Consider the following 22,026-nt stretch of genomic DNA (forward strand, 5'->3'; position numbering starts at 1 on the left):
TTCATTTCAATGATACTAGTAGGATCTACTCAAGCAGCACAAATACTCGGGATTTCCGGTTCTTATATGAGAAAACTCTTATTAACTCAGAGAGTTTGCGGGGCCTTCAAAATCGGCAGAAACTGGGCAATTCCGTTAATCAACGGAATGCCGCAAGTCAGGAAAGGGACTCGCGGCCCAAAACCGCGATGGAAACCTGTGCCCAAATCTGCGATTACCTACATTCACGTCAATCAACACAAGATTCGGCAAAATAACAAGCAAGAGGAAAAAGAACCCGTAATTAGCGTCAAACGCGGCAGCAGCAATGAGTATGGGTTTGAAGTAAAAATTTCCGGATCTAGCGAAGTGGTGTATCGACCCGATAAGCCGCTACCTTGCGGGGCGAAGGTTTGGATCGAGACGCTTTCCCCCGTGGAGTTGCTGAGCACTTAAGCCACATCCCAGTGAAATATAGTGGTTCTTCTTGTATTGGTGAGGAGCGAGTATTTTTCACCTCGGAGGTACATCTCGAGGTTGGGACAGTAAAGACTCCTGACCGCATGAAGAAAGAAATTTGCTATCTAGCGATTCTCATATTGATGAGCTAGAGAATTGTTCTGGATTAGGTGCCTGCGCGGTAGGGACTATTCCGTTGCGTGCCAAATCAAGAAAGAGACCTGCTATACACTCGATCGCGTCTTGGGATGCAATGGGGTTTTCTGACAGGAACGCCAATTAGGTAGCACAAATAATAGTATTTGCCGGAAAGCGCGCCTGGATTTCCGTGAATTTTAATCTTTAGTATAAATATTCTCTTCGTTTCCGACTCGATAAAAGGTGGGCTTCCACTGCGCCCATCGGTGGCGAGAGTTGTGCCAAATTCCCCTGACAAAGCAAAGGGCCAACTCTGCTGAAAATGTTATACAGTTAGGAGAATGTACCCAGATGGGCTGGGTCTTCAATTATTCCCGGGGCTTACGCCATCATTTTGTTAACTTATCCTGACATTAGCCATGACAATTCAACACCACCTGCACCCCATCATTCTTTCTCCCTCTGCAATGGGAAAAACTTAAGAAATTGTTAAAGTCAGGAAAACCAAACGTCGGCGGATAGTCCTGGAAGTGGGAATCTGGGAAAACCGAGTCAAATCCGAGACGAAATATTAAAAAATTTGACAAACAATAAAAATTCTCAAGGTTTAACTGTAGACTGAAGTTGTGACACTGGATTATCGGCTGACGCCAAGCCGTGCAGGTGCATGGGGATTAGCGTCGATAGATCCGCGTCGCGGACGCGATCGCCCTTCCCGGCGTGGCCAACGCTCAGTTTCAGGTCGAGTCCTGCTTGCCAACCTACCGTTCATCACCGCGATATCATGGCCCATTTATCCCACACCAACCCACTGACAAAGCCAAAAAAACCACCCCCGATCGCGCGACAAAATAGCAACTCGGATAACCTCAAGGTTTCCCCCAGGTTATGAATCCTTGAAAATCGATCCATCCGATCCATCTCGCCCAAAAACCTGGGAAAATTAGAGCCGGAAGGGCAGAAAAAAGCGATCGCGCGGCGGGCATGTAAGCTAATAAAAAGAATAGATGGTTGTAGCATCGGATCGAGGCACAGTACCCGAAACGAATCGGCAAATTGTAACAGTAGAATAACCTAACCCTTCGCCGAACCAGACAAAGTTTAAATAGAGGACACACTTATGGGAAAACCAACTGGCTTTATCGAATATCTCCGCGAAATCCCCTCCGATCTCGCCCCGGAAGAACGCATCGGGAACTGGGATGAATTTCACCAGCACATGAGCGAGGACAAACTCCGCACCCAAGGCGCGCGCTGTATGGACTGCGGTACCCCGTTTTGCCATACGGGTACGGTCATCAGTGGCATGGCGAGTGGATGTCCGATTAACAACTTGATACCGGAATGGAACGACTTGGTGTATCGGGGGCGGTGGCGCGAGGCACTCGATCGCCTGCACAAAACCAACAATTTTCCCGAGTTTACCGGGCGCGTGTGCCCCGCCCCCTGCGAAGGATCCTGCGTCCTGGGCATCAACAACCCTCCCGTGACCATCAAAAACATCGAATGCTCGATCGCCGATAAAGGGTGGGACGAAGGGTGGATCGAAGCGGAGGCCCCCACAAAACGCACGGGCAAAAAAGTGGCCATTATCGGTTCCGGACCGGCGGGACTCGCCGCCGCCGCGCAACTGAACAAAGCCGGTCACTGGGTCACGGTGTACGAAAGGGCCGATCGCCCCGGCGGGTTGCTCATGTATGGCATTCCCAACATGAAACTAGACAAAGAAAAAGTAGTCCTGCGGCGCATCAAACTCCTAGAAAAAGAAGGGGTAAAGGTGGTCTGCAATACCGAAGTGGGCAAAGACGTCACCGCCGAACAACTGATGCAGGACTATGACGCCGTAGTGCTATGCACCGGTGCAACCCAACCGCGCGATTTACCGGTGGAAGGGCGCGAATTAAAAGGCATTCACTTCGCGATGGACTTCCTCACCGGCAATACCAAAGCCATCCTCGATCGCCACAGAAACGGCACCTATATTTCTGCCCAGGGCAAAGATGTGGTGATTATCGGCGGTGGGGATACCGGAACCGACTGCGTGGGCACGTCAGTTCGCCACGGGTGCAACAGCATCGTGCAACTGGAAATCATGCCCAAACCGCCGATGGAACGCGCCCCGGATAATCCCTGGCCCGAATGGCCGAAAGTCTACAAAATGGACTACGGACAAGAAGAAGCCGCCGCCCAGTTCGGTGCCGATCCGCGCGTTTATCTCACCACCGCCACCAAATTTGAAGGCGATGACAAGGGGCAGGTAAAAGCGGTGCATACGGTGCAGGTGAAGTGGGAAAGAAACGAACAAGGTCGGTTCGTACCCCAGCCGGTGCCCGGTACGGAAAAAGTGGTTCCCGCACAACTGGTATTGCTGGCAATGGGCTTCCTCGGTCCGGAACAACCGCTCCTCGATGCCCTGAAACTGGAACGCGATCGGCGCTCTAATGTGAAAGCGGAACACGAAAAATATACCACCAGCCTGCCTGGAGTGTTTGCGGCGGGAGATTGCCGTCGCGGTCAAAGCCTGGTGGTGTGGGCGATTAACGAAGGACGCGGGGCAGCGCGCGAGTGCGATCGCTACCTGATGGGCAGCACCGATTTGCCCTAAGCGCCCGGAATATCTCTTGTTCTCCGTGGGATGCGGTGGGAGCATTTCCCTCCCGCCCTCTCCTCCCCCATCGGGTGACTCGTGAGGCTGGTGAGGAGATGGAGAATACTCTGGCGATCGAGTATCCCCCGGTGCGACAATTGCAGCCATTTCGCCCTATCACCCGAGGCGAAATGGCTGCAATCTTTTGCCCGGGGTTGCAGATTGCCAATACAGTAGACCCGCAGTTCCTACCCCGGACACAATCGAGGTGAAGCTCGATAGCGGTGATGATGGGTTCGTGAATAAACGGGCAGAGTTGGGGATTCCGGCGACATACAGCCCGGGACTTTTCCCACGGGCTATCGGCGGTGTTTGCGGGGAAAAAGCCGGCTGGCTTTATCGATAAAACGGGCAAGGTTGCCATTCCGATGAATTTTGAATTACCGGCGTGATTTTCCGAGGGGGTGGCCCTGGTGCGGGTCAAGGGGAAAGCGGGGTAGATCGGGACAACTGGCGAGGGGGCGATCGCGCCCCAAGTCGTAGAGAGCGCGCCGTTGTTCTAAAGGATTGGCGGGGGTAGAGGTAGGAGCACATGGGGTAACAGTTGCCCCAAGCGATCGCATCTATACATACTCCCCGAAAATAGCCGCCCACCGAATTAGCCCGCGTAGTATCGGCTTTGTTCGCCTAGCCCCACCCTGACCTACGGGCTTGCTATTTCTATATTTTATCTCAAAATAGCTATTTTCCCATATTGCGCTTCATCCGTTCGAGTTCATCATCGGCTTCCCAGCGGCGAAACTCCTGCTCCAACGGGTCCGCGCCGCTGCTGAAGCTGCGATAACTTTGACTTTGATTCCAGCCGGTATCCCAACTCGAGGACTGAGCGCGGGCTTGAGCGCGGGCGGCTTCGGCTTCCACTGCTTTGCTTCGCACTTCCTGTCGGCGCACTTGAATCTGACGGTAGAGTTCTTTGCCTTTCTCGATTCGTTCTTTCACTCCTTGCATTTGTCCCCACAGTTGATTTCCTTGGCGCAGTAACGCCGCTTCCCGCTCTTGTGCGGCGCGAGCTAAATCATCGCGATTGGCGGCTTGGGCTTTTTGTATCCGTTCGTGCCAGCGCTGGATATCTTGAGCGGTGGAGAGAATGTTATCTTGTAATTGCTTCTCCTTGCGTTGCAGCTCTGCAATGAGTTTGAGGGTATCTTCTTCTTGCTCGCGCAGTTGTTCTTCGAGGACTTGCAACTCCAGATGAGGATTATTCCGCATAAATTCCTCTAATCTGGTTTCCAAGAATCGGCTCATATCTTCAAATAAACCCATTGCAGGCACTCCCAATCATAGTTGCATTTCTATGTTATTCCATTCTTAAATGGGGCTTCAAGGGCAATCGGGAGCAGGTGGCGCGCCTTGCGGGGGAGAAAGGGGCCGATCGCCCCTTTCCGCCGGGAGTCCTTACAACGACTGACCGGTAAAAATCGAGCGCACTTCACCATTGCGGCGAACGATCGCCTCTGCGTCTTTCACTTCCACCAAACTCCAGCCACTCGATCCGATTCGTTCCCCGATATTCACCCGACGAGTCACCCCATCCACTTCAAACAACGCTGCAGAGCGATCGCCCAATTCCAGAATCCCCACCAGCTCATGGCTGACTTGAGACGTGGCGGGCGTCGGCGTCGGCGTCGTGCTTTCTGCCCGAGTCGGTTTCGGTTCCGGTTCCGAGGATTGTTCCGCCTGCGCCGGAGATTGCTCTCGCGCCGTAGCGGAAGCGGCGGGTTGCGGCGAGGGTGCCGGTGCCGAGGATGCCACTTGCGGCGATAAAGCCGTGGGTCTTCCCACCGGTTTAGGCGTTTCCGCCGCCGGAGATGGTGCGGGAGATTCTTCCGGTTTGGGTGCTTCCTCAGCCGCCGGAGAAGGGGCGGGAGAGGGTTTTGGCGAAGCCGCCACCGTGGGTGCGGGAGACGGTGCGGGAGACGGTGCGGGAGACGGTGCCGGTGCCGGTGCTGGTGCCGGTGCTGGTTTCGGCGTGGGCGGCGTAGGTGCGGTAGCGGTTTGCGGCGGCGGTGCCGGATTTCTGGGAATCTGCACCGTGAGGTTAGGTTGCACCAAGGTGGGATTGATGCCTCGTTCCAGGGCGATCGCGATCCGATTGAGGACCTCCGCCAAATTCCCTTGATGCGGGGTATTCACCGTCACATTCGGCGTGGGGACCGTCAGATTCGGATTCACCGTCACGTTAACTGGCGGCGGCGGTGCGGGAATCGGTAACGCCGAGTTCGGTGCCGGCACCGATGCGGTGGGTTCGCCGGCAGCATTGCGGTCCATAATTTCGAGCGATCGCTCCATGTAGTTGATAAACTCCGCATCGGCTTCAGCTTTCAGTTGTTCCGGCGTTTTCGGCGCTGCCACGGTTTCCGCTTCTGGTGCCCGCTGAAACTGTAGCGCGAATTGCTGTAAATAGCCGCGATTCCACAACCACAACCCCAAGGTAACGAGCAGCAACCCACAGGCGGAACCCAACAGCCAGCGATCGAACGATTTGCCGGATTTTTTCGGCTTCTGGGAGGTAGAGGTTGCCTTGGCTTCCACAATCTGCCCCTCTTCTCGGGCCGATTGCGGTACCATCATCGGGGGCAAGACAATTTGCGGCACTTGCACCGATCGCAGGGATACCTTATCCGGTGCGGCGGGTTTCCGTGCGCGGCTACCCCCGGACAAAATCCGGTCCACATCTTCGAACAAATCGTCCATCAAGCGATCGGCGCAATTATCCACGGACCACTCCGGGGTGCCGATGCTATTGACCGGAATTTCTGCTTGCTGGGACTCTATGGTTTTGGTGCTAACATCCTGAGACATGGCTTTATTAATCAAGTGATGCGATCGCTTTTTATTTTACGGCGCGAACCAGCGGTTTTTCCCCCGGGTTTACGGGTCTAGCTTAGTCTTACCACTGGATTTTCGATCGCGCAAGCTTTTGTTACGAGTTGCAACAATTCTGGGCCTGGGGCATCGGTGGTGGAGGGTTCGCGGGCGCGCCCTCCACCCCGGGAGTTAGGCGGAAACCTCTGTGGGCACCTGACGTCTCCGCACCTCCAGATAAATCAGCAAAGCGTTGATATCTGCCGGGTTCACCCCGCCGATGCGACAAGCTTGCCCCACGGTGAGGGGTTTGACTTCGGCGAGTTTTTCCCGCGCTTCCTTGGAGAGGGTGGAGATATTGGCATAATCCAAGTCAGGGGGCAATTTGCGGTTTTCCTCCCGGGAAACCTGCTCGATTTGGTATTGTTGGCGTTGGATATAGCCGGCGTATTTGATGTCGATTTCCGCCCCTTCGAGTTCCGCTAGGGTGAGCGCTGGGTTGTCTAGTTGGTAGCGCTTCAGGTTGGAGTAGTGGAAACCCGGGCGACGGAGCAATTCGGCGAGGGTAATCGACCCTTTGATTTTTTGCTGGATATCCGCCGCGATCGCCACCCCGAGTTCCTCGCGCTCTTTAATCCGGGTGGAGTGCAAGCGCTCTTTTTCGGCGGCGATGTTTTCCTGCTTGCGGGTAAATAGTTCCCAGCGGCGATCGTCGATTAACCCGATTTCGCGCCCCACCGGCGTCAGGCGGCGATCGGCATTATCCGATCGCAGCAATAAGCGATACTCGGACCGCGAGGTGAGCATTCGATAGGGTTCGCGCAAGTCTTTGGTACAGAGGTCATCGAGCAAGGTGCCGATATAACTTTGCTCGCGCGCGAACACCATCATCTCTTCCCCACGCACGAATTTGGCAGCGTTGATCCCGGCAACGATCCCTTGTGCGGCGGCTTCTTCATAGCCCGTGGTGCCGTTAATTTGCCCCGCACAGAATAACCCCTCGATTTTTTTGGTCATCATCGTGGGATAACATTGAGTGGCGGGTAGGTAATCGTATTCGACGGCATAGGCGGGACGCAACATGGCGCAGTTTTCCAACCCCGGTAGGGTTCGCAGCATTGCCAGTTGCAAGTTTTCCGGCAATCCGGTGGAAAAACCTTGGATATACAGTTCCGGAATGTCCCGCCCTTCCGGTTCGATGAAGATTTGATGAGCGTCTTTATCCGCAAATCGGACGATTTTATCCTCGATGCTGGGACAGTAACGCGGCCCTTTGGCATCTACCCAACCACCATAAACGGGAGACAAATGCAGGTTTTCCCGGATTAGGCGATGGGTTTCGGCGGTGGTCCGGGTTAGATAGCAGTTCATTTGCTCTGTTTCTACCCACACCTCGGGATCGAAACTGAACCAGCGCACTTCGGAATCCCCCGGTTGCAGTTCCATTTTGTCAAAGTTGACCGATCGCCGATCCACCCGCGCCGGGGTGCCGGTTTTCAGTCGCCCGGTTTCAAATCCTAGGCGGTTGAGGGTCTCGGTTAATCCCACGGCGGGAAATTCTCCCGCCCGCCCCGCCGGCATGGATTTGTTGCCTACCCAAATAATGCCGCCGAGAAAGGTGCCGGTGGTGAGAATTACGGTTTTGCACCCGAAGGCAACGCCGAAGTAGGTCTCGACGCCGATAATTTCATCGTTGTCCCCGAGCACTACATCCGTCACCATGCCTTCGCGCAAGGTCAAGTTCTCTTGGGTCTCGAGAATGTTTTTCATCACTCGGGCGTATTCGCGCTTATCGGTTTGCGCCCGCAATGCCCACACTGCCGGCCCTCGGGATGAGTTGAGAATCCGCTTTTGCACGTAAGTGCGATCGGCCATTTTGCCGATTTCGCCCCCGAGGGCATCCACTTCATGGGTGAGTTGGGATTTCGCTGGCCCTCCCACTGCTGGGTTGCAGGGTTGCCACGCGATTTTATCTAGGTTTAAGGTTAACAGTAGGGTGCGACACCCCAGGCGTGCGGTGGCGAGTGCCGCTTCGCAACCGGAATGCCCCGCCCCTACGACTACAACATCAAAAATATCTTGGAATTCTGGGGATTGCATGGTTATCGCTTCGGTTTGAGTTGGTTTGGACTCTTTATTAATCATAGCGGCGATCGCTTGATTCCCCACTGGGCAACTTTGGCGATCGCCCCCTGGATTTTCGGATCGATGCCGATTCGCCTCTAGAGGTGCCACACTAGAGATTGGACTTCCAGACAATTTCGGGAGGTTAGAACAATAAATCCTTTATCGCAAGCGTTGTTAAAACAACCGCAACAGCTTTCTTATGAGGAACGTTTGGAGTTAATCCAAACAGTAGCCGAACAGATGAAACAACCCCCCCTCAGCCGAAACCCTAGCATAAAATTAGTGAGTTTGCCGGCATGACCCCGAACTTGCTGGGTGGAAGAGATGCTCGATAATGGGTGAACCCACTCAGGGGTAAGTCGGTAGATCCCGAAACCGGGAGTTCCGATAGCGTATGAAGATAGAATCCGCTTTAGAGGGTATATCTCCTCTCGATCTCGATACCTCATCGGTGATTTATTACGTTCAAGGTGTGACCCCGTTTTTTCCCGTGGTTGAGTTCCCGTTTCAATCAGTCGAAACAGGCGCTTTGGTGGCAATATACTCGCCGATAACGGTGGCAGAATGTTTGGTTTGACCCTTGAGAGTCGGCGCTCCGATTTTACAACCAAGATTTGTCGAATTGTTGACGAATTACCGCTTATTCGCAGAGGGTGAAGCCGAAAGTAGGGCGATCGCCGTCCACCATCCCCTCAGATGGGCTTCTGTATAAAATTCGGAGAAGGTGGGCAATGCCTACCCGATCGCTCGCAAAAAAACCTGTTAGCAAGTTAGGCATTGCCCAGCCTACGTCTTGCATCGCTGCGAGTTCTCGTCGCTCGGTCGAATCCGTATTACAATCAATAACACAGCAGCACCATAAAACAGAGGGGAAACCACGATGAAAGGACTGTGGCTGGACCACAAAAAATTGCAGCTAAAAAGTGACCTGCCGATTCCCGAACCGCCAGCAGGAGAAGCCCTGGTGCGGGTTTTGCGGGCGGGGATTTGCAATACGGATTTGGAATTACTGCGCGGTTACTATCCTTATCAAGGCGTCCTGGGCCATGAATTTGTCGGCGTGGTGGATAGCGGACCGGACAATCTGGTGGGTCGTCGCGTGGTGGGGGAAATTAATGCAAGCTGTGGCGAATGTCGTTTCTGCAAAAGCGGCCAACCCACTCACTGCGAAAACCGCACGGTTTTGGGAATTGTCAACCGCAATGGCGCATTTGCCGAATATCTGAGCTTGCCCGTAAAAAATTTGTACCCAATTCCGGAAAGTATTCCTACAGATGTGGCAACCTTTACCGAACCGGTGGCGGCGGCGCTGGAAATCCAAGAACAAATTAAAATTACCCCAAACGAGCGCGTTTTGGTGGTTGGCGATGGCAAGTTGGGGCAATTGGTGGCGCAAACTCTGGCGCTGACGGGATGCGATTTGCTGGCGCTCGGGCGTCATCGGGAAAAGTTGGACAACCTGGAGGCGCGCGGAATTAAAACCGGGTTCGCCGATGCGCTAACCGATCGCGCGTTCGATATTGCGGTGGAATGTACCGGGAACCCCGCCGGATTCGCGATCGCCCGTCGCGCCTTGCGTCCCCGGGGTATCCTGGTGCTGAAAAGTACCTACGCGGGGGATTTAACCATCGATGCGTCTTCTCTGGTGGTGGATGAAATCACTCTGATCGGGTCTCGTTGCGGTCCGTTTGACAAGGCGATCGCCGCCCTGTCGGACAATCGCCTGGATGTGACGCCGTTAATTCACGCCCGCTATCCCCTAGATGACGCGATCGCCGCGTTCGATCGCGCCCAAACTCGCGGCGTCTTAAAAGTCTTGCTGGAAATTGGCCAAGAATAATCCCCGGCGATCGCTGCCCGTGAGATATTTTGTGTGAATAAGGTGCGAGAGATAAATTGGGTTCGGGACACGGCACCGCCGTGTCCCTACAGGGGTGGTTTTCCTCGCACACAAAGATCGAATATCGCTCTATGTATCTAGCATACTTCCCAGTCCCCGTCATGCGGACTATAGCGCTGTCGCCCCTTCGCGCTTTGCCTGTGCCTCGGCGCGATTTCAATCGCCCGCTTTGACCAATGCTTTGACAAATGCCACGTAGCGACAATGAGTAAATTGCGCGATCGCGTTTCAAAAATTGCAATTAGTCCGCGTAGGCGGGCTAATTGCATAGCGGCAGATTGAAATCTGCCGATACGGACTCCCGGATAACAGATTCACGATCGACAATGACCAAATTACGAATGCTGTCGAAAATCCATACAGCCGATCGCTTTTTCAGTCATAGCGATTTTAGGTTGAACCGGGCATTTCAGACGATGATCGTTGGTAAAGAAGGCGCAATTGCTGCAGGGGATTTGATGCATTCGCTTGGCATTGGCAATCGTAGAAGCGATCGCGCTGGTAATGCTCCAGACAATCATCAGTAGCAGAACCCATGCCAAAACAAAACAAATCGGGACTAAAAATGGCTGGATTGCGTGAATCAGAGGTCTTAGGAATTGCAACACGGCCAAATACTGTAAAAACGACATTTAAAATATAACGATATATCATACCATGCCAAAGCCCGGAGAAAATCAGAAAATCCTCAATTCCCACAGACAAAGGCCAGATTTTATGGCAAAATCACAAGAATAGACGATTTTGCGTTCGACTCGTAGAGAAACGCAGGGATGTTCCTCCGTCGCAGGGATCCGGTTTCCCACTTCACCCCAGTATCGAGGCGAGGTGAAAACCCCTACGATCGCTGGGCGGGGGCGCGCGGCGGTTGCGATCGGGGGTGGGGCGATCGCACCGTGACCCGATTATCGATTTTTAACCCAACTTTTGATTTTCTCATCAAAACCCACCCCATTAAAGCCGCGCGATCGGGGATAATTTTGCCAACAACCACCTAGAGGAATTCTCATGGACATCAGACACGGATTTGTCGGAACTGTGGGCAACACCCCCCTAATTCGACTAAACAGCTTTAGCGAACAAACCGGCTGCGAAATACTCGGGAAAGCCGAATTTCTCAATCCCGGAGGGTCGGTAAAAGACCGCGCCGCCCTGTATATTATTCAAGATGCGGAAGAAAAAGGTTTGCTCAAACCCGGTGGCACCGTTGTAGAAGGAACTGCCGGCAACACCGGCATTGGTTTAACCCACATTTGCAACGCAAAAGGCTACAAATGCCTGATTATTATTCCCGAAACCCAATCCCGAGAAAAAATAGACACCTTAAGAACCTTGGGAGCAGAAGTGCGCCCCGTACCTGCCGTTCCCTACCGCAATCCCAATAACTACGTCAAAGTTTCTGGCAGACTTGCCGAAGAAATGGACAATGCTATTTGGGCCAATCAATTCGATAATGTAGCCAACCGAAGGGCGCATTACGAAACCACCGGTCCGGAGATTTGGCGACAAACCGACGGCAAAATTGATGCCTGGGTATCCGCCACCGGCACCGGCGGCACTTATGCCGGAGTTTCGATGTTCCTCAAACAAAAAAATACCGAGGTAAAATGCGTCGTCGCCGATCCAATGGGCAGTGGTTTATATAGTTACGTGAAAACCGGAGAAATCAACGTCGAAGGAAGTTCGATTACCGAAGGAATTGGCAACAGTCGGATTACCAAAAATATGGAAGGTGCTCCCATCGACGATGCCATCCGCGTGGATGATAAAGAAGCGGTGCGGGTGGTTTATCAACTGTTGGAAAAAGATGGCTTATTTATGGGCGGTTCGGTTGGCATTAATGTGGGCGCTGCCGTGGCTTTAGCCAAAGAACTCGGTTCCGGGCATACGATTGTCACCGTACTCTGCGATAGCGGGCAGCGGTATCAGTCGAAGCTGTTTAATTCCGAGTTTTTGCAGTCGAAAGGACTGTTACTTCAAGGGGATTAAACTGTCTGGAGAAAAGGGTATTTTGCGTCTACTATCATTTTTCTAAAACCGCGATTTAGACCGCTGCCTGTCAGTACATGGCATGCCCTGTCCCTACATTTCATCTGCATCATAACTCGTTTCCAAGCTCCTGCCTGGGAACGAGTTCAATTAAATTTTTATCGATTTTTTTATTTGAATTCACCATATAATTTGCGAGGTAAAAAATGTAAAAAAAATGAGTCCGCGTAGGCGGACTTAGCTTGTAGAGGCGCGATTAAAATCGCCCGTTTGAATGAATCATCCACCGGATGCAGGATGATGTTATAATAGAAATTAAAAAGCTGTTGGGTTGGGGTTTAATAAATTGAATTCATCGGCGAAACGAGTGCGGGTATGTACCAATCGAACTTGTCGCAAACAAGGGGCAAAGAAAGTGTTGGCGGCATTGCGATCGCATCCTCTAGAAAATGTCACGGTGGAGGAAAGCAGTTGCCTGGGACAATGCGGCAATGGTCCGATGGTATTCGTATTGCCCGAGGAAATATGGTATTCGCGGGTGCATCCCGATGAAGTGTCCGCGGTAGTGGAACGACATTTGAAAGGCGGAAACCCGGTAAAAGGAATGCTTTATGATAAATTTCATCGCGAATTAAAGGGGAAGAATTAACCGGTTGGGAGGTAGAGTCTCAAAAATTACGTTCCTAGGTTTTACCTAGGAACGAGTTTAAACGGATTTTTTGCCTGTTATTTGGCGGCGAGATATCCGCGAGTTAAATAAGGCACATCCACCACTTCGGCGTCGGCGTCACCCACCTTAACCTGCAAACCCACACCGCCGGCTTTGGTGCGGATATAAGCCAAACCAAAAGCGCCGTCTGGGGTATCGGCGTAACTGGTGAGGGTGCCGATTTTATTTTCCCCAATGGTGACGGGGGTTCCGGGAGAGGCGGGGGCGCTGAGTTTGAGGCCCCAAAGTTGCTGTTTCACCCCTTGATAGGTATTCAAACGGGCGATAGTTTCTTGACCGATATAGCAGCCTTTTTCAAAAGAAATATTATGCCACAAACCGGCTTCCAAGGGGTTATAATCTTCGGTCAATTCATGGTCGGAAGCGGGACGTCCTTGAGAGACGCGGAGTTGTTTCCAGCACTGTTCTCCCAGGGGAATTGACCCGGAATCGGTCAAAGTTTGCCACAGTTTAGGCCCTTGGTTGGCCGCAAAAATCAGGGTAAAACCTTCAGTTGCCAAACCGCTGCCCACTGCTACGCGAACGTCTGCATCGCCGAGAGTAAGGGTTTGGTGACTGGCAAAAGGTTCATCGCTAGAGAAGCCATGTTGTGCCAAAATACTGCGACTTTGCGGACCGATTATGCTAAAAATGCCCGTGGTGTCGCTGATATCTTTTAAGTCCACTTTATCCGCAGGGAAAATATAGCGATCGAGCCATTCCATCATTTTTTGGCGGCGGTTGGGAGAGACCAACAACAGCACCGAATCATCGGTGACGTAAGCGGTCACGATATCGATGGTGCGGGCGGTGGAGGTGACAAAAACCGTCTCGCATCCTTGACCCGGTTGCAAATTTTGGAAATCGTTGGTGCTTTGGTTGTGCAAAAAGCGAAGTTTGTCCGCGCCAGAGAGTTGCAGGAGTCCCCAGTGGGAGCGATCGCATAACGCCACTCCCTCGCGCACTGCCTGCAACGCTTCTGCATCATTCCCATAGCTCATCGGCACCTCGATTCCCGAGGCAGAGGTGTTAAATGTCGCGCCATTTTTTGCCTGTATGTCGCGTAATTCCCGATCCATTATTGCTCCTGATTGCGCTCGAATTACCTTTTACTAACTTATCAGAATTGCTGACCCTTCTATCGCCGAGGGTCAAACTATGAAACCGACGGCAAATGGGAAAAAATATCCCTAACCACCTGTTTCGCCTTATCGTCCAGACGATTCCAGTCCACCTCACCCTCTTCATCCAGTAAACTGCTGTCTATTTCCACTTCTCGGGATTCCGAGGAGGAATGGGTGGGGGTGTAGTCGAGAAAGCAGATTTGAAAGCACATCTCCCAGACATCAAACCGCAGTTGTGACTCTCCCTGGGTCAAACAGAGGACGTAACCGGGGAAAGGAGTTTGCACTTCTTCATAGGTGCCTTTCCAAGGGGAGACTTCCAGATGCTTGCGGAGGTTATCCAAAACGCGAATTAAAGCCGGTTGCATCAGGATTTCTGCCTGATGCCACGCCACTGTATCTTTAAACGTTGGTTTCATTAGCCGCCGCTCCATCGAGGTTCTTCATTTACGATACTCAATGGGGTTGAGGAATTTTTATGAAATTCAAAAAAATTTACATTTCACCAAAACCCTTGCTGTGGGGTCAATTCTGGGGGTGGTGGCGGGGTGGGGAAAAATCTGTATGCAGGGGGATGGCGAAACCGGGCGATCGCTGCTGTGCTGGGAATAACCTGCATTGGAGTAAAGAAACACCGATGAATCAGCAAAGCAAAACTGCCTCAATTTGGCATGCCACCAGCGAAGGTACAAAATACCCGCAACTGAGCGGGGATATTTCCGTGGATGTGGCGATCGTGGGGGGTGGAATCACCGGATTAACCGCCGCTGTCTTGTTGCAGCGCAATGGGCTGAATGTGGCTCTGTTGGAAGCGTCGCGAATTGGCAGTGGCGTCACCGGCAATACCACCGCACATATTAGCGAAGTGCCGGATATGGGGTATCGCCAACTGATTGCCAGCTTAGGCGAAGAGCAAGCGCAACGAGTGGTGCAATCGCGCCGCATCGCTATCGAAACTATTGCTTCGTTTGTGAAAACGGATAAAATAGACTGCGAATTCGAGCGCTTGTCCGGATATTTGTATGCCGAGTCCGAGTCCGAAGTTTCCCAACTGGAACGCGAAACGCAAGCGGCCCGCAAGCTGGGGGTCAGCGCTTCGGCGATCGCCGATGTGCCCTTGCCTTTTCCCGTGAAAGGAGGGATACTCTTTTCCAATCAAGCACAATTTCACGCCCTGAAATATCTGCAAGGTCTCGCCAACGCCTTCACCGGCGAGGGAGGAAAGATTTACGAAGAAAGTCGGGTGTTAGATATTGACATGGATCGCGATCCGATCGCGATGTCCACCCCTGGGGGCAAGGTTACGGCAAAAGAGGTCATCTTGGCGACAATTATGCCGATTCACGATTTGTTGAAGATGCAGGAGATTTTGCCCCTAACTACCAAAGCAGCCCCCTATCGGTCTTATGTGATGGGCGTGCGATTGGATGGCATCAGCGCCCCGAAGGGACTGTTTTGGGATACGGCACAACCGTATCATTACACTCGCCGCTACAATACTCCTGCAGGGGAGATGCTGATTGTCGGCGGGGAAGACCACAAAACCGGGCAAGAAATTGACGAAACCGAGTGCTATCGCAACTTGGAGCAATATCTGCGCGATCGCTATCCCATTGCCGCGATCGACTATCGCTGGTCTGCTCAACTCTACGAACCGGTGGATGGTTTGCCCTTTATCGGGAGTAGCGCCTTGCACCCGCACCTGCATTTTGCCACCGGCTATTCTGGCAATGGGATGTCCTTTGGTACCATTGCGGGGTTAATCTTCTCAGACAGCATTTTGGGGGAAAAGAATCCCTGGGCAAAGCTTTACGATCCGAACCGATTCAACCTCGTCGCCTCCGCACAAGGGTTCCTCAGTGAAAATATTGAGGTGGCCAAGCATTTTATCGGCGATCGCTTTAAAAGCGACGTCCATTCCCTTTCGCAAGTGCCCCTAAAAGAAGGGAGAATCGCGGAAGTCGGCGGCGAACAAGTGGCAGTGTATCGCGACGAAAGCGGAAACCTGCACACCCTCTCTCCGGTTTGTACCCACGCCCATTGCATCGTCAATTGGAACGCGGCAGAGAAAAGCTGGGATTGTCCCTGTCACGGCGGACGATTCAGCGCCACTGGCGAGGTTCTCAACGGTCCACCGATTAAAGAGTTGCAGCAGCGCGCTCTCTTAGGAGGATCGACAACTCCCTCCCGAGACTGATACAATTCGCGATCGCAAATCCGGGAAAGTCCATCTGCAGAAGGATAACCCCAAGATGCGATCGGTGCTATTGTAAATACAACAGTTGAAAAACAGCAAGGCAACGAACGCGAATCGGCAGAGAGTTCTGTCGCTGTGGCTCTTAGCCGCACGTCGAAGGAGAGCGACGTCAGATGTGCGGACGATCCGCGAAGCCTTGTTGCAAGTTAGGACAGCAACGGTGTGGAGTTTTTGTCGCTTCCTCCACTTTGTTACTACCAGTGGGAGGTTTAATCACCTCATCAGAGCGATCTAAGGTCGTAAACGTTGCCGAGTCTAACTTTTCACCCAACGATAATCCAGTTTTGCCTGTTTGAGTAAACTGCTGGTCTTTAGTCCGGTATGTGTTTACCCACGGCAAATTCGGAAAATTCGGGTCGGCAGAGAGTTCTGTCGCTGTGGCTCTTAGCCGCACGTCGAAGGAGAGCGACGTCAGATGTGCGGACGATCCGAATCCCTTATGCGCCTTGAACCCTAAACGGTGTGGAGTTTTTGTCGCTTCCTGCACTTTGTTACTACCAGTGGGAGGTTTAATCGCCTCATCAGAGCGATCCGAGGTCGTAAACGTTTTAGGTAGAGCGTTTTGGTTAGTATCTCATTTCAATACAATTTTTAATTTTACTTTAATCAAAGTCCTGGTCTCGATACCGGGACTTTTTTTTTACTGACTCATCACTCCGGATTGATAACCCTAACGATGAGAAGATGGTGTCCGGTTGATTGCCCCTAAAAATAGCTCGCGTAGGAGAATGTTCCGTCCGGATAGGTCCAGTTTTTCCAGGGGGCGGGACTTTTTAAGGAGTCGCGTTGGCGGTTGAAGAGGGGCGAAGGCGCAACTGCAGTTGCCCTCATCTACAACCTCAGTATCGAGGAAAAAAAAGGGAAGCGATCGCTTCCCTTTACTCCTTACCTAAACTATCTAATTCCAACTTTGGACAACCGGATTACATCTACGAAACCATTGCTTGTTGATGGCGATTTTTGGCGTCTTTAAACTGTTTGGCCAGTGCCTCCAATTGGTCTTCATTCATCACCTGGCGGAATTGGGCAAACATGTTACTTTCTTCTTCATTCACATGCTCCTTGACCATGCGTTTCAATTGTTGGATTTTCTCCATATACGCGGGAGAAGTAGCACTGGTGGATTTAATGTCTTCGAGCAGTTGCTTCATTTCCGCTTGCTCGTCGTAAAGCTGTTGTGTTTTAGGTAATTTCTCGCGAATGGCGGGATAAACCACATCTTCTTCCGCGTTGGCATGAGCGGTTAAATCTTTGAAAAGTTGGCCGAAAAATTCTTGCCGCTTGTTCGGATCGTCGGTTTTCTTAATTTCTTTAAAGAGGGTTTCTACCTTGCGGTGATCTTCATAGATGATTTCCAGGATATTCATATCGCCCTTGGTGCGACTGGCGGCGGCACCAAACACACCACTTAATGCGGCGAGAGCATCTTGCACGCGACCCCAGACACCTTGTTCTGGATCTTGTCCGGTGAGTTCGCGAGTGCCGATGACTTCGAGAATTCCCTTCAGTTGTTCTTGATGGGTGCGATTTTCAAAGTTAACGGTATTGAGAGGCGTCAGGGCTTCTTCAATATCTGCACCGACGACTTGCCCGGATTTGTGGACGATGAGTCCGGTCATTACTTGAGCGTGTTTGAGCAATTCATGCTCGGCGATTTTTTCATACAGACTCAGCTCGGAACCTGACATGAGTTCGCGAGTTTTGTCAATCATTTGTTGGGTTTTTTCGTGCGGATTGGATTGATTGCCGTATTGCACGATGGTGGTTTCGATGATGCCGAGGTTTTTGCGGTCATCTTCGAGCATTTCTTCAAATCGATCGCGAATTTCCGGATCGGAAATTGCCTGCATCAGTGCCTCTTCATTGGAAATCACCAGATTTTGTAGTGCTTTCATATCTGCTAGCTTCGTGGCGATCGCCATGCGCTTGGCATCTTGTAGTTGCACTGCCATATTAGTGTTCTCCTCTTTTTCGAGTTGGTGTTTTTGATTCCTTTCTCACTCTAGAAGAGCGATCGGCAAACTACATCCTTCTTTAGACAGATCGTGGCGATCGCCACCCCGAATCGGAGGGCAATTCACCGCCTCTCATCAGTATAAATACTCGGGGCTCCAGTAAAATCCGCTACCAAAATCCCTCTCCCACTCCGTGCAAAGCAGGCGAAAGGCTCCCGGATTGAGTTCATTCCCCCTTCCCCCCACACCGCCCTCCAGGGATAGATTGGGAGATAGTTCTGCCGAACGTGAGTAGATCGCAGAACCATTACCCCCTCTCCCATGCCAGAATGCCCTTTTCTGTCCCTGCGCCCCCAAATTGAGAAAATTGAGTTAAAATAGCATTGCCCCAATCTGGGCAACCCTAGATTCTCATAACATAAAAAAAATTAGGAGCCAAAACCATGCAATTCATGCGACAAGGGGACGTCCTTTTGCAATCGGTGAAAACCTCTCGGGGGAAAAAGCTGCGCCACCTGACCCTAGCGGAAGGCGAGGTGACGGGGCACTCCCACCGCATCAGCAACGGAGAAGCGGAACTGTATGAAGAAAACGGCACCCTCTATCTGCGCGTCTTGTCCGATCGCGCCACGTTAATTCACGAAGAACACAAAGCCATTGATATTCCCCAAGGACACTGGATGGTGCGGATCCAGCGGGAATATCAGCCCGAAGGATGGCGCTATGTCGCAGACTAAAATCGCCTCTCTCACTCTAGAACAAGAGGTATTGCTTCCGGTTTATCGGGACGAATGGCGCGAACGCACCTTTTCTTGTCAGCCGATAAACCGGGAGAAAGCCGCACGCGCCGTGAAAACCACTTACGCGGCACTGGGCCTGCCAGAACCGGACATCGTGTTTCTCACTACCCCGGATGCATTGCGACAAATGCTGCTACAGCAATCTCCCAAAGCCCTGGCCCAGCAGTGGGGCGCACCCCTGCTGGCTTCCTTGGGCACCGCGATCGGCGATCGGGTGCGAGAACAGGTGGAAGACAGCCTCTGGATCGAACTAGAGAACGAATTGTCCCCCGAGGACTTTCCCCTAATGATGTTTGTCCTGCAAGATACCCTAGTGGGGCAAGATGGGGAACTGCTGACCCAATTGTGGGGCGAGTGGCAAGAGGGGATATTGCGACAAATGTGGGAACAGCAGGAGCGGGAAATGCGCCAAGAACTGCTGAAAATCCCCGGGATGGAACCCCTGACACAAGTGGGAGACTTTCTCTGGCAGCATATCGGGGAACCCCTGTCGCAGCAACTGGAAGAAACCTTCTGGAAGCCGATGGCGAACCAACCTTGGGTGCGCGAGTTGGAACGGCAAATGACCCAACCCTTGCTGCAACTCGTGGGTGGGATGGGATTTGTGTGGAATTTAGCGCACAATCTACAAGCCGGTTCGATGGCGACTCTGGATTTTTGTATTTCCGTACTCGGTTGCGATTGCGATCGCGCCGAGTGGGAGGCTTACATGGGGTTAGCAACCGAATGTGGCTTAACATTGCCTTTGGAAAACGCTTGTTTGGTGTGCGATCGCCCCATCAAGATCTCATTCGACAGCGATCGCCGCCTACACGCCGAAGGGGAAGCAGCGATCGCCTGGGCGGATGGGTATTCCATCTATGCCTTTCAAGGCGTCAGATTGCCCCCCCGCTACGGCAGATTGCATCCCAATTTATGGCGATCCGAATGGCTTTTAACCGAATCGAATGCCGAACTGCGGCGCGTCTTAATCCAAGGAATTGGTTACAGCCGCATCTGTCAAGAACTCGATGCGGTAGAGTTAGACTTTTGGCGAGAATATACCCTCATACGAATCGAAAATGAAGTGGATATCGAGCCAATTCATCTCTTAAAAATGACCTGTCCGAGCACCGGCTACATCCACGCCACCCGCGTTCCGCCCCATATTTTTTCAGCCCGCGAAGCCATTCGCTGGGTGAATTGGGATATCGACCCCGAACAATTTGTGGTGGAAAGTTAAACGGCTCAAAGGTCATTGGTCATTGGTCATTGGTCATTGGTCATTGGTCATTTGCCCAAAGGTCATTGGTCCAAAGGTCATTTGTCATTGGTCATTTGTCCAAAGGTCATTTGTCATTTGTCCTTGGTCATTGGTTTGGGGACGTAGGGTGCGTCACCCCCGCCAACCGATCGCGCACATCCACCAAATTTCTGCGGGGGTGACGCACCGCTTCCCGTTACGGTCATGGGTTTGGGGACTCTCCGTGGGGGGTGGAATGAGGGGAATTATGCCGGGTTTGATTTAACTCAATTTGACCACTGCTTTATCCTCCAACAAGGTGCGATCGGTAAGCAAATCTTCTACCGTAATCCGCAAAAAACGCTGTTCGTCTACCTGAAAAAATACCTTCACCCGATCGCTGCCCGGATTTCCCGGCGGATCGAGTTCGGCAATACTGCGTGCCCCTTCTTTGTCGTTCAGGGGTTGGACCGTTACCCGATCGCTTCCTACCCTGCGCGTCACCAGGCGATCGCCATCAAAATACACCTCCGTGCCGCCAGTTTGCGACCCTAACTCGCCAATAATTAACTCGATACTGGGCTGATTTTCCACAGAAGCGCCTAACACTAATTCCACCGGATTCGACATCGGATAGGGTTGTCCTTCATTAATCAACGGATGCCAACTCTGCCGTTTATTCCGCCGGTCCCAATAGCGAATTCCGTAACTGTGATACAGAAAATCTTTCACTTCCATGCCTCGCTCCAGTTGCAGTGCGCCTTGGGCAATTGCTTCAAACGGGCGATCGCTGCGAATTTTATCTGCATCAAAATATTGCTGCACCCAATTTTGCACCGCCGGAATTTGCGTGGTTCCTCCCACCAACAAAACCCCATCGATATCGGTCACTTCTAACCCCTGTCGTTTCGCCTGCTGTAGCACCTGATTCATCGCCTCATCCAGGCGCTCAAAAAAAGCATTGTCCCGCAAAATATTCTCCAGGCGATCGCGGTCTAAAGCCAACTCATAACTCTCCAAAGTTTCATCGTTAAAATACACCTCTTTGGCTTCTTGTTGCAACGAAAGCTTAATTTTCAAGCGTTCTGCCAACCGGGTAATTAACGGCGTCTTGGGCACTCCTTGGGTTTTCCCGAAATAATCCACCAGCCAATTATCGATATCGCTGCCGCCCAAATTTTTGCCAGATTTCGCCAAAACTCTGGCAGTTTTCACCTTCTGACCGGACTTTTCTGCTAACATGTTGTCGCCCCATTTCAGCAGAAATCCCAAGGTTTTTTTCTTCGCCGTACTCGGATCGAGTCGCACTAACGATAAATCCAGGGTTCCCCCGCCAAAGTCTACCACCAGGAGGTTTTCTCGTTCCGCCAGTCCGTAGCCCAACGCAGCGGCGGTGGGTTCGTCCACCATTCGCACTTGTTCTACGTTGAGAGATTGGCACACTTGCCCCAACCAGTGGCGATAGGCTTCAAAACTATCCACCGGCACGGTGAGTATCAACGACTCCACGGGCAAGGGAACTTGCCGAACCCGATGGATCAGTTGGCAGAGAAACCATTTCCCCACCCGTTCGAAGCTGACGGTTTGCCCGTCGAGTTCCGGGAGAAAACCTTGGACATCCGATCCGATACCGCGCTTGAAACTGCGGAAAAATCGCGGGTCGGATTTCAAATCCACACCGCGATCGCGCACTTCCTGTCCGATGAGGACTGTCTCAGCGCTGGCATCTTCCACATAAAGCAAACTGGGAATTAAAGGGGGATTTTGACCCACCTGCCAGGAAATGCGCGGCAGTTTTACCGTTTCCGGTTCTCCGGTGGCGGGATTGGTGCGTGCAATTACGGTATTGCTGGTTCCAAAATCAATTGCGATCGCCATTGGGCTTTCTTTACTTAACCACAACTTGAGTGAACGG

General features: G+C 52.2%; 17 protein-coding genes. 8 read left to right on the forward strand and 9 right to left on the reverse strand.

Translation table 11 applies throughout. The features are described 5' to 3' along the window. Positions 1–198 precede the first annotated feature (198 nt). Entirely contained in the window at positions 199–435 is a 237-nt protein-coding gene (locus AC0QH1_RS28585; RefSeq protein WP_324634843.1) for a hypothetical protein, read from the forward strand. 1,261 nt (positions 436–1,696) lie between these two features. Further along, the gene (locus AC0QH1_RS28590; protein ID WP_324634844.1) at positions 1,697–3,181 is read left to right on the forward strand and encodes a glutamate synthase subunit beta; all 1,485 of its coding nucleotides are present in this window, start codon (positions 1,697–1,699) and stop codon (positions 3,179–3,181) included. A 723-nt stretch (positions 3,182–3,904) separates the two neighbouring features. Here AC0QH1_RS28590 and AC0QH1_RS28595 read toward each other — a convergent pair. From AC0QH1_RS28595 to mnmG, 3 genes are all read right to left on the reverse strand, one after another. After that, complete coding sequence (locus tag AC0QH1_RS28595) at positions 3,905–4,486, reverse strand: TIGR04376 family protein (protein ID WP_324634845.1); 582 nt, start codon at positions 4,484–4,486, stop codon at positions 3,905–3,907. Between the two features lie 132 nt (positions 4,487–4,618). Next, positions 4,619–6,025 carry a hypothetical protein gene (locus tag AC0QH1_RS28600; protein ID WP_324634846.1) on the reverse strand — a complete coding sequence of 469 codons (1,407 nt, stop codon included), beginning with the start codon at positions 6,023–6,025 and terminating at the stop codon, positions 4,619–4,621. Between the two features lie 195 nt (positions 6,026–6,220). Continuing rightward, a complete protein-coding gene (gene mnmG, locus AC0QH1_RS28605; protein WP_324634876.1) occupies positions 6,221–8,134 on the reverse strand; it encodes a tRNA uridine-5-carboxymethylaminomethyl(34) synthesis enzyme MnmG in 1,914 nt (637 codons plus the stop codon). A gap of 901 nt (positions 8,135–9,035) precedes the next feature. Here mnmG and AC0QH1_RS28610 point away from each other — a divergent pair. Next, positions 9,036–9,995, forward strand: a complete 960-nt coding sequence (locus tag AC0QH1_RS28610; RefSeq protein WP_324634847.1) for an MDR/zinc-dependent alcohol dehydrogenase-like family protein — start codon at positions 9,036–9,038, stop codon at positions 9,993–9,995. 395 nt (positions 9,996–10,390) lie between these two features. Here the strand turns inward: AC0QH1_RS28610 and AC0QH1_RS28615 are convergent, their stop codons facing one another. Together AC0QH1_RS28615 and AC0QH1_RS28620 are read right to left on the reverse strand one after the other, a co-directional pair. Then, positions 10,391–10,663, reverse strand: a complete 273-nt coding sequence (locus AC0QH1_RS28615) for a hypothetical protein (protein ID WP_442957381.1) — start codon at positions 10,661–10,663, stop codon at positions 10,391–10,393. Between the two features lie 230 nt (positions 10,664–10,893). Continuing rightward, complete coding sequence (locus AC0QH1_RS28620; protein ID WP_324634849.1) at positions 10,894–11,049, reverse strand: hypothetical protein; 156 nt, start codon at positions 11,047–11,049, stop codon at positions 10,894–10,896. Positions 11,050–11,063: 14 nt separating this feature from the next. On the opposite strand from AC0QH1_RS28620, the gene AC0QH1_RS28625 reads away from it, so the two are divergent. Both AC0QH1_RS28625 and AC0QH1_RS28630 read left to right on the forward strand, forming a co-directional pair. Then, positions 11,064–12,044: a cysteine synthase A gene (locus AC0QH1_RS28625; RefSeq protein ID WP_324634850.1), complete on the forward strand. Its 981-nt coding sequence runs from the start codon at positions 11,064–11,066 to the stop codon at positions 12,042–12,044. Between the two features lie 346 nt (positions 12,045–12,390). Beyond that, positions 12,391–12,693 carry a (2Fe-2S) ferredoxin domain-containing protein gene (locus tag AC0QH1_RS28630; protein WP_324634851.1) on the forward strand — a complete coding sequence of 101 codons (303 nt, stop codon included), beginning with the start codon at positions 12,391–12,393 and terminating at the stop codon, positions 12,691–12,693. Positions 12,694–12,770: 77 nt separating this feature from the next. Here AC0QH1_RS28630 and ygfZ read toward each other — a convergent pair whose 3' ends face one another. Together ygfZ and AC0QH1_RS28640 are read right to left on the reverse strand one after the other, a co-directional pair. After that, entirely contained in the window at positions 12,771–13,832 is a 1,062-nt protein-coding gene (gene ygfZ, locus AC0QH1_RS28635) for a CAF17-like 4Fe-4S cluster assembly/insertion protein YgfZ (RefSeq protein ID WP_324634852.1), read from the reverse strand. Positions 13,833–13,909: 77 nt separating this feature from the next. Beyond that, complete coding sequence (locus AC0QH1_RS28640; protein ID WP_324634853.1) at positions 13,910–14,296, reverse strand: hypothetical protein; 387 nt, start codon at positions 14,294–14,296, stop codon at positions 13,910–13,912. A gap of 218 nt (positions 14,297–14,514) precedes the next feature. Here AC0QH1_RS28640 and AC0QH1_RS28645 point away from each other — a divergent pair, with 218 nt between their 5' ends. Beyond that, positions 14,515–16,074, forward strand: coding sequence for an FAD-dependent oxidoreductase (locus AC0QH1_RS28645; RefSeq protein ID WP_324634854.1), 1,560 nt, complete (start codon positions 14,515–14,517; stop codon positions 16,072–16,074). A gap of 989 nt (positions 16,075–17,063) precedes the next feature. On the opposite strand, the gene AC0QH1_RS28650 is transcribed toward AC0QH1_RS28645, so the two are convergent. Further along, a complete protein-coding gene (locus AC0QH1_RS28650) occupies positions 17,064–18,086 on the reverse strand; it encodes a hemerythrin domain-containing protein (protein WP_324634855.1) in 1,023 nt (340 codons plus the stop codon). 446 nt (positions 18,087–18,532) lie between these two features. Between AC0QH1_RS28650 and AC0QH1_RS28655 the strand changes: the two genes are divergently transcribed. Together AC0QH1_RS28655 and AC0QH1_RS28660 are read left to right on the forward strand one after the other, a co-directional pair. Next, positions 18,533–18,826 (forward strand): hypothetical protein, encoded by a 294-nt coding sequence (locus tag AC0QH1_RS28655; protein ID WP_324634856.1) that lies wholly within the window; start codon positions 18,533–18,535, stop codon positions 18,824–18,826. Continuing rightward, a complete protein-coding gene (locus AC0QH1_RS28660) occupies positions 18,813–20,111 on the forward strand; it encodes a DUF6745 domain-containing protein (RefSeq protein ID WP_324634857.1) in 1,299 nt (432 codons plus the stop codon). The genes AC0QH1_RS28655 and AC0QH1_RS28660 overlap by 14 nt, the downstream gene beginning before the upstream one ends. Before the next feature lie 282 nt (positions 20,112–20,393). On the opposite strand, the gene AC0QH1_RS28665 is transcribed toward AC0QH1_RS28660, so the two are convergent. Then, positions 20,394–21,989 carry an Hsp70 family protein gene (locus AC0QH1_RS28665; protein ID WP_324634858.1) on the reverse strand — a complete coding sequence of 532 codons (1,596 nt, stop codon included), beginning with the start codon at positions 21,987–21,989 and terminating at the stop codon, positions 20,394–20,396. Positions 21,990–22,026 lie beyond the last annotated feature (37 nt).

It is taken from the genome of Phormidium sp. CCY1219 (assembly GCF_055795085.1).

What these genes read in the sequence shown, in the direction of transcription:
- AC0QH1_RS28655 (WP_324634856.1), top strand. Translation starts at nt 18,533, where the DNA reads ATGCAATTCATGCGACAAGGGGACGTCCTTTTGCAATCGGTGAAAACC.
- AC0QH1_RS28665 (WP_324634858.1), bottom strand. Translation starts at nt 21,989, where the DNA reads ATGGCGATCGCAATTGATTTTGGAACCAGCAATACCGTAATTGCACGC.
- AC0QH1_RS28590 (WP_324634844.1), top strand. Translation starts at nt 1,697, where the DNA reads ATGGGAAAACCAACTGGCTTTATCGAATATCTCCGCGAAATCCCCTCC.
- AC0QH1_RS28645 (WP_324634854.1), top strand. Translation starts at nt 14,515, where the DNA reads ATGAATCAGCAAAGCAAAACTGCCTCAATTTGGCATGCCACCAGCGAA.
- AC0QH1_RS28595 (WP_324634845.1), bottom strand. Translation starts at nt 4,486, where the DNA reads ATGGGTTTATTTGAAGATATGAGCCGATTCTTGGAAACCAGATTAGAG.
- AC0QH1_RS28650 (WP_324634855.1), bottom strand. Translation starts at nt 18,086, where the DNA reads ATGGCAGTGCAACTACAAGATGCCAAGCGCATGGCGATCGCCACGAAG.
- AC0QH1_RS28660 (WP_324634857.1), top strand. Translation starts at nt 18,813, where the DNA reads ATGTCGCAGACTAAAATCGCCTCTCTCACTCTAGAACAAGAGGTATTG.
- AC0QH1_RS28610 (WP_324634847.1), top strand. Translation starts at nt 9,036, where the DNA reads ATGAAAGGACTGTGGCTGGACCACAAAAAATTGCAGCTAAAAAGTGAC.
- ygfZ (WP_324634852.1), bottom strand. Translation starts at nt 13,832, where the DNA reads ATGGATCGGGAATTACGCGACATACAGGCAAAAAATGGCGCGACATTT.
- AC0QH1_RS28600 (WP_324634846.1), bottom strand. Translation starts at nt 6,025, where the DNA reads ATGTCTCAGGATGTTAGCACCAAAACCATAGAGTCCCAGCAAGCAGAA.
- AC0QH1_RS28640 (WP_324634853.1), bottom strand. Translation starts at nt 14,296, where the DNA reads ATGAAACCAACGTTTAAAGATACAGTGGCGTGGCATCAGGCAGAAATC.
- AC0QH1_RS28625 (WP_324634850.1), top strand. Translation starts at nt 11,064, where the DNA reads ATGGACATCAGACACGGATTTGTCGGAACTGTGGGCAACACCCCCCTA.